The organism is Pseudomonas palleroniana, assembly GCF_022836895.1.
GTDB classification, from domain to species: Bacteria; Pseudomonadota; Gammaproteobacteria; order Pseudomonadales; family Pseudomonadaceae; genus Aquipseudomonas; species Aquipseudomonas palleroniana.
Genome location: NZ_CP092411.1, coordinates 890,064 through 903,321, shown reverse-complemented (window position 1 = coordinate 903,321; position 13,258 = coordinate 890,064). Strand labels below are relative to the sequence as shown.

The 13,258-nt window shown below is 61.2% G+C and carries 13 protein-coding genes; 9 read left to right on the top strand and 4 right to left on the bottom strand.

The window, feature by feature from the left end:
• Nucleotides 1–207: 207 nt before the first annotated feature.
• The 4 genes from MJP36_RS03940 to MJP36_RS03925 all read left to right on the top strand — a co-directional run bounded on the left by MJP36_RS03940 (nt 208) and on the right by MJP36_RS03925 (nt 4,823).
• Nucleotides 208–1,563 (top strand): M16 family metallopeptidase, encoded by a 1,356-nt coding sequence (locus MJP36_RS03940; RefSeq protein ID WP_244384917.1) that lies wholly within the window; start codon nt 208–210, stop codon nt 1,561–1,563.
• A complete protein-coding gene (locus tag MJP36_RS03935; RefSeq protein ID WP_244384916.1) occupies nt 1,556–3,043 on the top strand; it encodes a M16 family metallopeptidase in 1,488 nt (495 codons plus the stop codon). The genes MJP36_RS03940 and MJP36_RS03935 overlap by 8 nt, the downstream gene beginning before the upstream one ends.
• A complete protein-coding gene (rsmD, locus tag MJP36_RS03930) occupies nt 3,043–3,651 on the top strand; it encodes a 16S rRNA (guanine(966)-N(2))-methyltransferase RsmD (protein ID WP_104994937.1) in 609 nt (202 codons plus the stop codon). The genes MJP36_RS03935 and rsmD overlap by 1 nt, the downstream gene beginning before the upstream one ends.
• Before the next feature lie 176 nt (nt 3,652–3,827).
• Nucleotides 3,828–4,823, top strand: coding sequence for a hydrolase (locus MJP36_RS03925; protein WP_244384915.1), 996 nt, complete (start codon nt 3,828–3,830; stop codon nt 4,821–4,823).
• Nucleotides 4,824–4,943: 120 nt separating this feature from the next.
• Here MJP36_RS03925 and MJP36_RS03920 read toward each other — a convergent pair whose 3' ends face one another.
• Nucleotides 4,944–5,798 (bottom strand): sulfurtransferase, encoded by an 855-nt coding sequence (locus MJP36_RS03920; RefSeq protein WP_205344380.1) that lies wholly within the window; start codon nt 5,796–5,798, stop codon nt 4,944–4,946.
• 33 nt (nt 5,799–5,831) lie between these two features.
• Complete coding sequence (locus MJP36_RS03915; RefSeq protein ID WP_060753484.1) at nt 5,832–6,503, bottom strand: TetR/AcrR family transcriptional regulator; 672 nt, start codon at nt 6,501–6,503, stop codon at nt 5,832–5,834.
• Between the two features lie 146 nt (nt 6,504–6,649).
• On the opposite strand from MJP36_RS03915, the gene MJP36_RS03910 reads away from it, so the two are divergent.
• The 5 genes from MJP36_RS03910 (at nt 6,650) to MJP36_RS03890 (ending at nt 11,272) form a co-directional block, all read left to right on the top strand.
• Complete coding sequence (locus MJP36_RS03910; protein WP_244384914.1) at nt 6,650–8,077, top strand: coniferyl aldehyde dehydrogenase; 1,428 nt, start codon at nt 6,650–6,652, stop codon at nt 8,075–8,077.
• A gap of 60 nt (nt 8,078–8,137) precedes the next feature.
• Complete coding sequence (locus MJP36_RS03905; protein ID WP_244384913.1) at nt 8,138–8,683, top strand: twin-arginine translocation pathway signal protein; 546 nt, start codon at nt 8,138–8,140, stop codon at nt 8,681–8,683.
• A gap of 37 nt (nt 8,684–8,720) precedes the next feature.
• Nucleotides 8,721–10,316, top strand: coding sequence for a GMC family oxidoreductase (locus tag MJP36_RS03900; protein ID WP_244384912.1), 1,596 nt, complete (start codon nt 8,721–8,723; stop codon nt 10,314–10,316).
• Between the two features lie 103 nt (nt 10,317–10,419).
• Nucleotides 10,420–10,899 carry a pantetheine-phosphate adenylyltransferase gene (coaD, locus tag MJP36_RS03895; RefSeq protein ID WP_003176711.1) on the top strand — a complete coding sequence of 160 codons (480 nt, stop codon included), beginning with the start codon at nt 10,420–10,422 and terminating at the stop codon, nt 10,897–10,899.
• A 121-nt stretch (nt 10,900–11,020) separates the two neighbouring features.
• Nucleotides 11,021–11,272 carry a YfhL family 4Fe-4S dicluster ferredoxin gene (locus tag MJP36_RS03890; RefSeq protein ID WP_003195146.1) on the top strand — a complete coding sequence of 84 codons (252 nt, stop codon included), beginning with the start codon at nt 11,021–11,023 and terminating at the stop codon, nt 11,270–11,272.
• 133 nt (nt 11,273–11,405) lie between these two features.
• Here the strand turns inward: MJP36_RS03890 and mutM are convergent, their stop codons facing one another.
• Both mutM and MJP36_RS03880 read right to left on the bottom strand, forming a co-directional pair.
• Nucleotides 11,406–12,218: a bifunctional DNA-formamidopyrimidine glycosylase/DNA-(apurinic or apyrimidinic site) lyase gene (mutM, locus tag MJP36_RS03885; RefSeq protein ID WP_060753488.1), complete on the bottom strand. Its 813-nt coding sequence runs from the start codon at nt 12,216–12,218 to the stop codon at nt 11,406–11,408.
• Nucleotides 12,219–12,239: 21 nt separating this feature from the next.
• Entirely contained in the window at nt 12,240–13,052 is an 813-nt protein-coding gene (locus tag MJP36_RS03880) for an HDOD domain-containing protein (RefSeq protein ID WP_174554053.1), read from the bottom strand.
• Nucleotides 13,053–13,258 lie beyond the last annotated feature (206 nt).

Here is a 13,258-nt window from a genome sequence, read left to right as displayed (position 1 = left end):
ATCGATTCAATATAGGACTGAAGCGATAACATCGGCGAAAAGTGGAAGATCGTCGGGAAAACCCACGCTCTATTCCAAGATTCCGACGACTGAACCCGGGACAGGATGACCGCCGCAGTGGCCGTGTCCAAATCGGATCAGTATCCTAGCACCTCCTCGCCCGCCGACGCTAAGACCAAGCGGGCAGCCCAACAGGTTTAAAAACGAATGAATGCTCTAGCCCGCCGCGCCGCAGGCCTGCTGCTCAGCACAGTTTGTCTGCCCCTTTACGCTTTCGCAGCCGACCCACAACCTACCCATGAATTCACCCTGGATAACGGCCTCAAAGTGGTCGTGCGCGAAGATCATCGTGCACCAGTTGTAGTTTCCCAGGTTTGGTACAAGGTGGGTTCAAGCTACGAGACCCCGGGCCAGACCGGTTTGTCCCACGCGCTGGAACACATGATGTTCAAAGGCAGCGCCAAGGTCGGCCCCGGCGAAGCCTCGCTGATCCTGCGCGACCTGGGCGCCGAGGAAAACGCCTTCACCAGTGACGACTACACCGCCTACTACCAGGTGCTGGCCCGTGATCGCCTGGGCGTAGCCTTCGAACTGGAAGCCGACCGCATGGCCAGCCTGCGCCTGCCGGCCGATGAGTTCAGCCGCGAAATCGAAGTGATCAAGGAAGAACGCCGCCTGCGCACCGACGACAACCCAATGTCCAAGGCCTACGAGCGCTTCAAGGCCATGGCCTACCCGGCCAGCGGCTACCACACGCCGACTATCGGCTGGATGGCCGACCTTGAGCGCATGAAGGTCGAGGAGCTGCGTCACTGGTACCAGTCCTGGTACGTGCCGAACAATGCCACCCTGGTGGTCGTCGGCGACGTCACGCCGGACGAGGTGAAAAACCTGGCCCAACGTTATTTCGGCCCGATTCCCAAGCGCGACGTGCCACCGGCCAAGATCCCACTGGAGCTGGCCACGCCTGGCGAACGCCTGCTGACCATGCGCGTACAGACCCAGTTGCCGAGCGTTATCCTCGGCTTCAACGTCCCAAGCCTGGCAACGGCCGAAGACAAGCGCTCGGTACAAGCCCTGCGCCTGATCTCCGCCTTGCTGGATGGCGGCTACAGCGCACGTATTTCCGAGCAACTGGAACGTGGTGAAGAACTGGTTTCAGCCGCCTCCACCAGCTACGACGCCTACACCCGTGGCGACAGCCTGTTCACCCTGACGGCCACGCCGAACCAACAGAAGAAAAAGACCATTGCCCAAGCCGAAGCCGGCCTGTGGCGCCTGCTGGAAGAGCTGAAAGCCAAACCGCCGACCGCCGAGGAACTGGAGCGCATCCGCGCCCAGGTCATTGCCGGCGTGGTCTATCAGCGCGACTCCATCACCAGCCAGGCCACGGCCATCGGTTCGCTGGAAACCGTCGGCCTGTCCTGGAAGTTGATGGACACTGAACTGGCCGAGCTGCAAAGCGTGACCCCGGAAGATATCCAGAAAGCCGCGCGCACCTATTTCACCCGCGATCGTCTGAGCGTCGCCCATGTTCTGCCTGAGGAGACCGCTCATGAGTAATCGAAGCAGCCGCCTGATCTTTCCCGGCCTGGTCGTCGTCACCCTGGTCGCCGCAAGCGCCGTGTACTTCCTGCGCCCAAGCGAATCCGTCGCCAGCCAGGCGCTGGACAAGGCGCAATCGAGCAACACCCTGCAATCGCTCGCGGAGTTGGACGGCAAGGCGCCGACCAACCGCAAACTCGACGTGCAAACCTGGAACACCGCTGAAGGCGCCAAGGTACTGTTCGTCGAAGCCCATGAACTGCCGATGTTCGACATGCGTATCCTGTTCGCCGCTGGCAGCAGCCAGGACGGTGACGTCCCGGGCCTGGCCCTGATGACCAACGCCATGCTCAACGAGGGTGTGCCGGGCAAGGATGTGAGCCAGATCGCCAGCGGTTTTGAAAGCCTGGGCGCCGATTTCGGCAATGGCGCTTACCGCGACATGGCGCTGGTGTCCTTGCGCAGCCTGAGCGACAGCGATAAACGCGATGCCGCGTTGAACCTGTTTGATGAGGTGATCGGCAAGCCGACCTTCCCGGCCGACTCCCTGGCGCGCATCAAGAACCAGATCCTTGCCGGTTTCGAATACCAGAAGCAGAACCCCGGCAAACTGGCGAGCCTGGAGCTGTTCAAACGCCTCTACGGTGACCACCCGTACGCGCACCCGAGCGAAGGCACCGTCGAAAGCGTTCCAAAAATCACCCTCGCCCAGCTGCAGGCGTTCCACGCCAAAGCTTACGCCGCGGGTAATGCAGTCATTGCAGTGGTCGGCGACCTGACCCGCGCCGAAGCCGAAGCGATGACCGCCAAGGTTTCCGCATCGCTGCCCAAAGGTCCGGCGCTGGCCAAGATCGCTCAGCCAAGCGAGCCCAAGGCCGGCCTGAGCCACATCGAGTTTCCGTCCAAGCAGACTCACCTGCTGTTCGCCCAACTGGGTATCGACCGCGCCGATCCGGATTACGCAGCCCTCTCCCTGGGCAACCAGATCCTCGGCGGCGGTGGCTTCGGCACTCGCTTGATGAGTGAAGTGCGCGAAAAACGCGGCCTGACCTACGGCGTGTACTCCGGCTTTTCGCCGATGCAGGTACGCGGCCCGTTCATGATCAACCTGCAGACTCGCGCCGAAATGAGCGGCGGCACCCTGCGCCTGGTCGAGGACGTGCTGTCCGACTACCTCAAGACCGGCCCGACGCAAAAGGAACTGGATGACGCCAAGCGCGAGTTGGCCGGCAGCTTCCCACTGTCGACGGCAAGCAACGCCGATATCGTCGGGCAACTGGGCGCGATGGGTTTCTACAACCTGCCGCTGAGCTATCTGGAAGATTTCATGAAACAATCCCAGGCCCTGACCACAGAGCAGGTCAAGGCTGCCTTGAACAAACACTTGAGCGCCGACAAGATGGTCATCGTGACCGCCGGCCCGACGATTGCGCAAAAGCCACTACCGCCCCCCACTGACAAACCCGCCGAGCAACCGCTCGGGGTTCCGGAGCATTAATGGCCAGTTCATCTCGCCCGAAAAAACCTGTCCACAACGTCCATAACGGTGTGGGCCAACTGCGCATCATTGGTGGTGAATGGGGCAGCCGCAAGCTGAGCTTCCCCGATGTCGTGGGCCTGCGCCCGACGCCGGATCGCGTGCGTGAAACCCTGTTCAACTGGCTCGCGCCGCACATCGGCGGGGCCAAGGTACTGGACCCGTTTGCCGGCAGCGGCGCGCTGTTCCTGGAGGCGCTGTCCCGTGGTGCGGCCCAAGGCCAGGCGCTGGATGCCAGCAATGTGGCGGTTTCCAGCCTCAAGGAACACCTGGGCACCTTGCGCTGCACCACCGGCCAGGTCCAGACCGCCGACGCCTTGCGCTACCTGGACACCCAGCCGGCCAGCGAATACGACGTCGTGTTCCTCGACCCACCGTTCAACCAGAACCTGTTGCCGACCGTGTGTGCGTTGCTCGAAGAACGCCAATGGCTGGCGCCCGATGCCTGGATCTACACTGAAAGCGAAACCGCGCCATCCACGCTTGGCCTGCCGGGCAGTTGGCGCCTGCACCGGGAACAGAAGTCCGGCCGCGTGTATTACGCCCTGTGGCACCGCAACACCATGTAGTGAGCGGGCTTGCCCCGCGCTGGGTGGCGCAGCCGCCCTAAACCAGGCGCCTAATTTCTGCCTGGATACATGCCTTAAAACCAGACGCCTGAGCTCTACCCGGACGCATGCGTTGGACGGATTGGGACGGCTGCGCCGCCCAGCGCGGGGCAAGCCCGCTCACTACAGAGACCTTCATGAAGATGTCGTCTGGAAATTTTACGCCCGCCTTCGGCCTCGGCAACCCACACCTGCAAACGCTGTGGGGGCCGTTGTGGCGCCCGACCACCCACCTCGAGCGCCAGCGCGAACGCTTATGGCTGGACGACGGCGACTTCCTTGACCTCGACTGGCATGGCCCCCACGACGTGCAAGCACCGTTGGTGCTGGTGCTGCATGGGCTGACCGGCTCATCCAACTCACCCTACGTGGCCGGCCTGCAAAAAGCCCTCGCCGAGCAGGGCTGGGCCAGTGCAGCGTTGAACTGGCGCGGCTGTTCGGGTGAGCCAAACCTGTTGGCGCGCAGCTATCACTCGGGCGCCAGTGAAGACCTGGCGGCGGCGATTGCACACCTGCGAGCCAAACGGCCGTTGGCACCACTGTATGCAGTCGGCTATTCGCTGGGCGGCAACGTGCTGCTCAAGCATTTGGGTGAAACCGGTGAAAGGTCGGGCTTGCAAGGCGCGGCGGCGGTATCGGTGCCGTTTCGTCTGGATCAGTGCGCGGACCGTATCGGGCTGGGGTTTTCCCGGGTTTACCAAAAGCATTTCATGCGCGAAATGCTGACGTACATCCGCGTCAAACAGAGCCGTTTTCTGCAGGATGGTCGTGCTGAAGGGCTGAAAACCCTGGAAGCACTCGGTTCGTTGGAAAAAATGCGTACGTTTTGGGATTTCGACGGACGAGTGACCGCACCGCTGCACGGTTTTCTGAGTGCCGAAGACTATTACCGTCGCGCATCTAGCCGGTACTACCTGAGTGGGATCCGCACCCCCACCCTGATCATCCAGGCCGCCGACGACCCCTTCGTGTTCAGCCATAGCCTGCCCGAAGCCAGCGAACTGTCGGATTGCACCGAGTTCGAGCTGCTGGCCAAGGGTGGGCATGTGGGGTTTGTGGACGGTTCGCTGAGGCGCCCCGGTTACTACCTCGAACGACGAATCCCACAATGGCTACAGACAAAACGCAGTTAAACATGTGGGAGGGGGCTTGCTCCCGATGGCGGTGTATCAGTATCAGATGTCCTGACCGACCTACTGCTATCGGGAGCAAGCCCCCTCTCACATTTTGATTGGATTCACACCGGCATTACGTCAATCGCCAGTAGCGACCTTCCGCGCAGGATCGGTAATCCACTCGCTCCACGACCCCGCATACAAGGTGCCCAAGGGGTAACCCGCCAGGCTCAGGGCGAACAGGTTGTGGCACGCCGTCACGCCTGAGCCGCAATAGGCAACCAGCTTGTCCGGCGAGCGGCCCTGCAACTGCGCGGCAAACCGCTGCTTGAGCTGTTCGGCCGGCAGGAAGCGGCCGTCACTGCCCAGGTTTTCACTGAATGCCGCACATTGCGCGCCAGGAATATGCCCGGCGACCGGGTCGATAGGCTCCACTTCGCCGCGAAAACGCGGTTGAGCGCGGGCATCGATCAACGTCATGCCGGGTTCGCCCAGGCGTTTTTGCAGCTGTTCGGCATCTACCAGCAGATGATTGTCCGGCGTGCCGGTAAAGGCTCCCGGCTCGATCACCGGTGCATCCAGGCTCAACGGGAAACCGGCCGCGTGCCAAGCCTTGAGGCCGCCGTCCAGGATAAACACGCCATCGCGCTTGCCCAGCCAGGCCAGCAGCCACCAGGCGCGGGCGGCATAGGCGCCAGGCCCGTCGTCATACAGCACAATGTCGGTGTCGGCGTTGATGCCCCACGCCCGCAGTTGCTGTACCAGAGTGTCCGCCGCCGGCAGCGGGTGACGACCGGTCACGCCCTTCGTCACCGGGCCGCTGAGGTGACGCTCCAGGTCGGCGTATTGCGCGCCTTCGATATGCCCTTCGGCATAGCTGCAAAGCCCATAGTCAGGGTCTTCCAAGGCAAAACGGCAATCAAGGATCACCAGCCCTCCACGCTGTTGGCGCTCGGCCAGTTGCTGGGGGCTGATCAGTTGCGCAAGCGGCATGACGGACTCCTGTGAACAGATTAGGGAAAGGTCCTACTTCACTTCTTCCAATGCCTGATTCAACGGCACGTAAAACTCTTTGAACAGTGCATCTACTGCTTCCTTAGCCTGAGGCGTGACAAACCCCGCCTCCAGCACCAGCACCTGATACACCCCGCGTTTGATCGCTTCAGCGCTCAAGTGCGCGGAGTTCTCATTGGTGGTGCACAGGAAACGCACCCAGGAGGTGAGGATGATCCAGGCATTGAGGGTCAGGGCTTCGGTTTGCACCTTATCCATATTGAGGATGCCGGCATCGACGAACCCTTGGTAGATGGCACCGCCCTGGGTCAGGCAACGTTGGGAGAAACGCCGGTAGCCGGTGGCCAGTTCCGGGTCGCTTTCCAGCAAATGTTCAAGGTCACGGTGCAGGAAACGATAGCGCCACATGCCGGCCAGCACGGCCTGCAGATAGAAGCGTTTGTCTTCGACGGTGACGGCGCGGCCTTGGGGCGGGCGCAGGAAACTGTCCACCAGGGCTTCATATTCACGAAACAGTACGGCGATGATCGCCTGCTTGTTGGGGAAGTGGTAGTACAGGTTGCCCGGGGAAATTTCCATATGGGCGGCAATGTGGTTGGTGCTGACGCTACGCTCGCCCTGCTGGTTAAAAAGCTCCAGGCTGGTTTGCACAATGCGCTCGCTGGTCTTTACTCGTGGTGCCATAGGGGATCAGCTTCTGTACACGTGATGAGGCATCTTACGGCCTATCCTTGCCAGGATAAATCCGCATGTTGCTGCAATGTCATTTGACAATTTAGAGTAATGACTCTAATAAATGGTGCATTCCAATAATAGTCGGGAACTGCGCCATGTCTGCCAACGTTGCCTATCTGCAAGATTCCCAGGGGCCGGATCAACTCCAGCCCCTGTTCGACGCACAACGTCGTGCCTACGCGGCCAACCCGATGCCGCCGGCCGAGCAGCGCCAGCAATGGCTCAAGGCATTGCGCGACCTGCTCAGTGACGAACGCCAGGCGTTGATCAACGCGATCAGCCAGGACTTCAGCAACCGCAGCGCCGACGAAACCCTCTTCGCCGAATTGATGCCCAGCCTGCATGGCATTCACTATGCCAGCAAACACCTCAAGGGCTGGATGAAACCCTCCCGCCGCGCCGTAGGTATCGCCTTCCAACCGGCTTCAGCCAAAGTCATCTACCAACCGCTGGGTGTGGTCGGGGTGATCGTGCCCTGGAATTACCCGCTGTATCTGGCTATAGGCCCGCTGGTCGGAGCTTTGGCGGCGGGTAACCGGGTGATGCTCAAGCTCAGCGAGTCCACCCCTGCCACTGGCGAACTGCTCAAAGCCCTCTTGGCGAAAATCTTCCCCGAGGACCTGGTGTGCGTGGTGTTGGGCGAGGCCGAAGTGGGCATGGCGTTTTCCAGGCTGCCCTTCGATCACCTGCTGTTTACCGGCGCCACCAGCATCGGCAAGCATGTAATGCGTGCTGCCGCCGAACACCTCACGCCGGTCACTCTGGAACTGGGCGGCAAATCGCCTGCCATCGTTTCCGCCGATGTGCCGCTCAAGGATGCCGCCGAACGTATCGCCTTCGGTAAAGCCTTGAACGCCGGGCAGACCTGCGTGGCACCGGACTACGTGTTGGTGCCGGAAGATCGCATCGAGGGTTTCGTCGAGGCCTACACCCAGGCCGTTCGCGGGTTTTATCCGACCCTGGCCGACAACCCGGACTACACCGCCGTCATCAACGAACGGCAATTGGCCCGGCTCAATAGCTACGTCAAGGACGCGACCGACAAAGGCGCCACCCTGATTGCGCTGTATGACCAGGGCCAGGCACGACGCATGGCCCACAGCCTGCTGCTTGACGTCAGTGATGACATGATCGTGATGCAGGATGAAATCTTCGGGCCCTTGCTGCCTATCGTGCCTTATCGCGGCCTCGACCAAGCCTTTGCCTACATCAACCAACGCCCTCGCCCACTGGCCCTTTACTACTTTGGCTACAACAAGGGCGAACAGAACCGTGTGCTTCACGAAACCCATTCCGGTGGCGTATGCCTGAACGACACTCTGCTGCATGTGGCTCAGGACGACATGCCGTTTGGTGGCATCGGCCCCTCAGGCATGGGCCACTACCATGGGCATGAAGGCTTCCTGACGTTCAGCAAGGCCAAAGGCGTATTGGTGAAGCAGCGCCTGAACGCCGCAAAGCTGATCTACCCGCCCTACGGAAAATCGATCCAGAAGTTAATCCAGAAGCTGTTTATCCGCTGATATCTCCACCTTCGGCACTCTCCACCTTCGGGACTCTCCACCTTCGGGACTATAAAAACAATGAACCCCAGCCTGACTGAATCACCCGCGCTGTCACGGCGCGGCGTCTTGAAAATCGGCCTGTGCGCCAGCGCCTTCCTGGCTACCGCCGGGTTGGGCGCCAGCCTCAGTGGCTGCTCCAGCAGCACCCCGGCCAGCGGCTTTGCCATGCTGCGCAGCAGTGACCTGCCCTTCCTGCGTGCAGTGATTCCGGTGCTGCTCGAAGGCGCCGCCAGCGTCCAGGCGGTGGTCGACGGGGTTGAAGACACCCTGAAAAAACTCGACTACAGCCTGCAATACCTGTCGCCAGAAATGTTCAAGCTCACCCAGCAACTGTTCGATGTATTGGCCATGGGCATCACTCGTGGTCCGTTGACCGGGATCTGGGGCAGTTGGGAAAACGCCAGCGCGGAGCAAATCCGCAATTTCCTGCACCGCTGGGAAAACAGCTACCTGAACCTGCTGCGCATGGGCCAGGGTTCGCTGCTCAAACTGGTGATCATGGCCTGGTACTTCCGACCAGAGTCCTGGGCCCACTGCGGCTACCCCGGCCCGCCGAAGATCTGATGCGTATCTTCCCTCATAAAAACAAGAGACGACCCTGATGCCCGTACCCGATCTGTTCCGCGACGGCCTGGCCCGCGGCTGGAAAACCCACAATGGCGCCGCCCTCGATAACGACCTGACCCTGGAAGCCGACGTGGCGATCATCGGCAGCGGTGCCGGCGGCGGCACCACGGCTGAAATCCTCAGCGCGGCGGGCTACAAGGTGTTGCTGATCGAAGAAGGCCCGCTCAAGACCAGCAGCGACTTCAAGCTGTTGGAGGACGAGGCTTACGCCAGCCTGTACCAGGAAGGTATCGGCCGCATGAGCAAGGACGGCGCGATCACGATCCTGCAGGGGCGGGCCGTGGGCGGTACCACGCTGATCAACTGGACCTCCAGCTTCCGCACACCCGACCCCACGCTGACCCACTGGGCCAGTGAATACGCGGTCAAAGGCCACAGCAGCGCCGAGATGGCGCCGTGGTTCGAGAAAATGGAACAACGCCTGGGCATCGCACCCTGGGCCATTCCACCCAACGCCAACAACGATGTGATCCGCAAGGGCTGCGAACAGCTCGGCTACAGCTGGCACGTGATCCCACGCAACGTGCGCGGCTGCTTCAACCTGGGTTATTGCGGCATGGGTTGCCCGGTCAACGCCAAGCAGTCAATGCTGGTGACCACCATTCCGGCCACCCTGGAAAAAGGCGGTGAGCTGCTCTACCTGGCCCGTGCCGAACGCCTCAAATACAGCGGCGACACCATCAGCAGCCTGGAGTGCGTGGCCATGGACGAGCGCTGCGTGGCACCCACCGGCCGCAAGATCACGGTCAAGGCCAAGCATTACGTGCTGTCCGGCGGCGGCATCAACAGCCCGGCACTGCTGATGCGCTCGGACGCGCCGGATCCGCACTCGCGCCTGGGCAAGCGCACGTTCCTGCATCTGGTGAATTTTTCCGCCGGGCTGTTCGACGAGGTGATCAACCCATTCTACGGTGCGCCACAGTCGATCTATTCCGACCACTTCCAATGGCAGGACGGCACCACTGGCAAAATGTCCTACAAGCTCGAGGCGCCGCCCTTGCACCCGGGCCTAGCCAGTACCTTGTTCGGTGGCTACGGCACGCAAAACGCGCTGGAGATGGGCCAGCTGCCCCACACCCACGCCATGCTGGCGTTGATGCGCGACGGTTTTCACCCCGACAGCCAAGGCGGCACCGTGGACTTGCGCGGGGACGGGACGCCGGTGCTCGACTATCAAGTCTCACCTTATGCCTGGGACGGCCTGCGCCGGGCCTTTCACAGCATGGCCGAGATCCAGTTCGCCGCCGGCGCAAAGTCGGTCAAACCACTGCATCACGATGCGCGTCATGTGAACACCCTGGCCCAAGCACGCGAACTGATTGACGGCCTGAACCTGGAACTGCACCGAACCACGCTGGGCAGCGCCCATGTGATGGGCGGTTGCGCCATGGGTGAAGATCCGAAAATCGCAGTGGCCGATAGCCTCGGTCGCCATCACCAACTGCGTAACCTGTCGATCCACGACGGCTCGCTATTTCCCACCAGCATTGGTGCCAACCCGCAATTGTCGGTGTATGGCTTGACGGCGCAACTGGCGACGGCATTGGTCGAACGTCTGAAAACAGCATGAAAAAACCGGGTATTCACGGTATCTATCTACATAAGTCGACTTGGCCGACCGGGATGGCTGCGATACCATCCGGTTCCCCAACGGACTCCGCCAGGACGACGCGATGAACCGAGTGTTGTACCCAGGTACCTTCGACCCGATTACCAAAGGCCATGGCGATCTGGTCGAACGCGCCTCTCGCCTGTTCGACCATGTGATCATCGCAGTCGCGGCCAGCCCCAAGAAAAACCCGCTGTTTCCCCTGGAACAGCGCGTGGAACTGGCGCGTGAGGTCACCAAGCACCTGCCCAACGTGGAAGTAGTGGGTTTCTCCACACTGCTGGCCCATTTCGCCAAAGAGCAGAACGCCAATGTATTCCTGCGTGGCCTGCGTGCGGTGTCGGACTTCGAATACGAATTCCAGCTGGCCAACATGAACCGCCAATTGGCGCCAGACGTGGAAAGCCTGTTCCTCACGCCGTCGGAACGTTATTCGTTCATTTCCTCGACGCTGGTCCGTGAGATCGCGGCGTTGGGCGGCGATATCACCAAGTTCGTGCACCCGGCCGTCGCCGATGCGCTGACGTTACGCTTCAAGAAGTAAGAATGACTGTGGCGAGGGAGCTTGCTCCCTTGCCACAGGCTCGCACTGCGGGCGCCAATGCGGCACAATTGCGCGCATTAGTTTTCAGATGCCTTGGCTGACCGCCCTGGCAGGAGTTTCCATGTCCCTGATCATCACCGACGATTGCATCAATTGCGACGTCTGCGAACCTGAGTGCCCGAACGCTGCCATTTCCCAGGGCGAAGAGATCTACGTGATCGACCCGAACCTGTGCACCCAGTGCGTCGGCCACTACGACGAGCCTCAATGCCAGCAAGTGTGCCCGGTAGACTGCATTCCACTGGACGAAGCGCATCCCGAGACCGAAGAGCAGTTGATGGAGAAGTACCGGAAGATTACCGGTAAGGCCTGAAGTTTATCGGTGCCCATTCGGGCCTCATCGGGAGCAAGCCCCCTCCCACACTCGACCGCATTCTCATGGTGGAACCTGGTCAACTGTGGGAGGGGGCTTGCTCCCGATGGCGATATCCGCCATCACACCGCAATCAGCGCTGGCACTTGGGGCAAAACACACTCGCCCGCTGCCCCAGCACCACATTGCGCAACTCGCTCCCGCAGACCTTGCACGCCTCGCCTCCCCGGCCGTAGACGAACAGTTCCTGCTGGAAATACCCCGGCTGTCCGTCACCACCGATAAAGTCCCGCAGCGTGGTACCGCCCCGCTCGATGGCGGCCGCCAGCACGCGCTTGATCTCGATCGCCAGCTTCAAGTACCGCGCTCGTGAAATGCCGCCGGCCTCTCGACGCGGGTCGATGCCCGCCGCAAACAGCGCTTCCGTCGCGTAGATATTGCCCACGCCCACCACCACCGCGTTGTCCATGATGAATGGCTTCACCGCCATCGAACGGCCACGGGACAGTTGGAACAGGCGCTCGCCATCGAACAGCTCGGTCAAAGGCTCCGGGCCGAGGCGGATCAGCAGTTCGTGATTGTGCGGGTCCTGGCTCCACAGCATCGCGCCGAAGCGCCGCGGGTCGGTGTAGCGCAGCGCCAGGCCGGATTCGAGTTCAATGTCCACATGCTCATGCTTGGCCGCCGGCAGGCCGGCTTCTACCAGGCGCAAGTTACCCGACATGCCCAGGTGGCTGATCAGGGTGCCCACTTCAGCGTTGATCAGCAGGTATTTGGCCCGCCGCTCCACCAGCACGATGCGTTGCCCGGACAGGCGCACGTCCAAGTCCTCCGGGATCGGCCAGCGCAGGCGTCGCTCACGCACCACCACACGGCTGACGCGTTGGCCTTCCAGGTGCGGGGCAATTCCGCGTCTCGTGGTTTCGACCTCTGGTAACTCGGGCATGTGTACCTCTTGAAGACAGGTTTAGTGGGCGCCCAGTTCGCGGATCGACAATTTCATGCTTTCGAAGTCGTAGTCCGACAGGCCCACGTAGTCCAGCACCAGATGGCCGATGGCTTCCCACTCATGGTCCACCGCCTGGTTGCCCAGCACGCGGTGCGACGAGCAAATGTGCTCGGCCATTTTCAGGATCGCCAGCAGGTTTTTCAGCTGCGAATTGCGCGATGACTCATCGCTGAAAATCGCCAGGGCGTTGTGATGGTTGGCAATCGCGTCGGTCACGTGTTCCGGCAGGCGCCAGGATTTGGCGGTGTAATAGCCGACCACGGCATGGTTGGTGTTGAACGCGTTGTTTTCGGTGTCGACCACACGACAGTCGGGGTTGGCGTTGGCGTAGGCTTCCTCGAGCACCGTCATGTAATTGGGAAAACGCTTGAGCATCAACGGCACGCCACAATCGTGGAACAGGCCCAGGGCATAAGCCTCGTCGACCGCTTGCGAGCCGGTGCGCTTGGCCAGGGTCAGGCAGGTCATGGCCACATCCTGGGCGGTGTCCCAGAAGCGGTTGAGGGTGACGATGGTGTCGTCGCTCATCTCACCCCTGATCGACTGCGCGTTGATCAGGTTGATGATCGAGCGGCTGCCCAGCAGGTTCACGGCGCGCTGGATCGAGGCGATCTTGTTGCTCAGGCCGTAATATGGCGAGTTGACGATCTTCAACAACGCGCCGGACAGGCCCGGGTCCTGGGAGATCAGCCGGGCAATCACCTCCAGGTCTGGGTCGGGCATGTACTGCTCCATCTGCAAATCCACCATGATTTGCGGTTGAGGCGGCACACTGATGCCTTGCAGGGCCTGTTGGATCTGTTCGGCGGAAAGCTCTTGGGACATAAGTACACACTCTGGGCTAGGCGGGGATTCTAACCTCTATAGGAACCTGACTGACACCTCAAAAACCTGAACACAAACCCGGTCAAACGCGCGAGAGGGCTGGTTGCCGATTGCATCAGCGCCGTACGTCAGATACACCGCGCCGCCTGCAT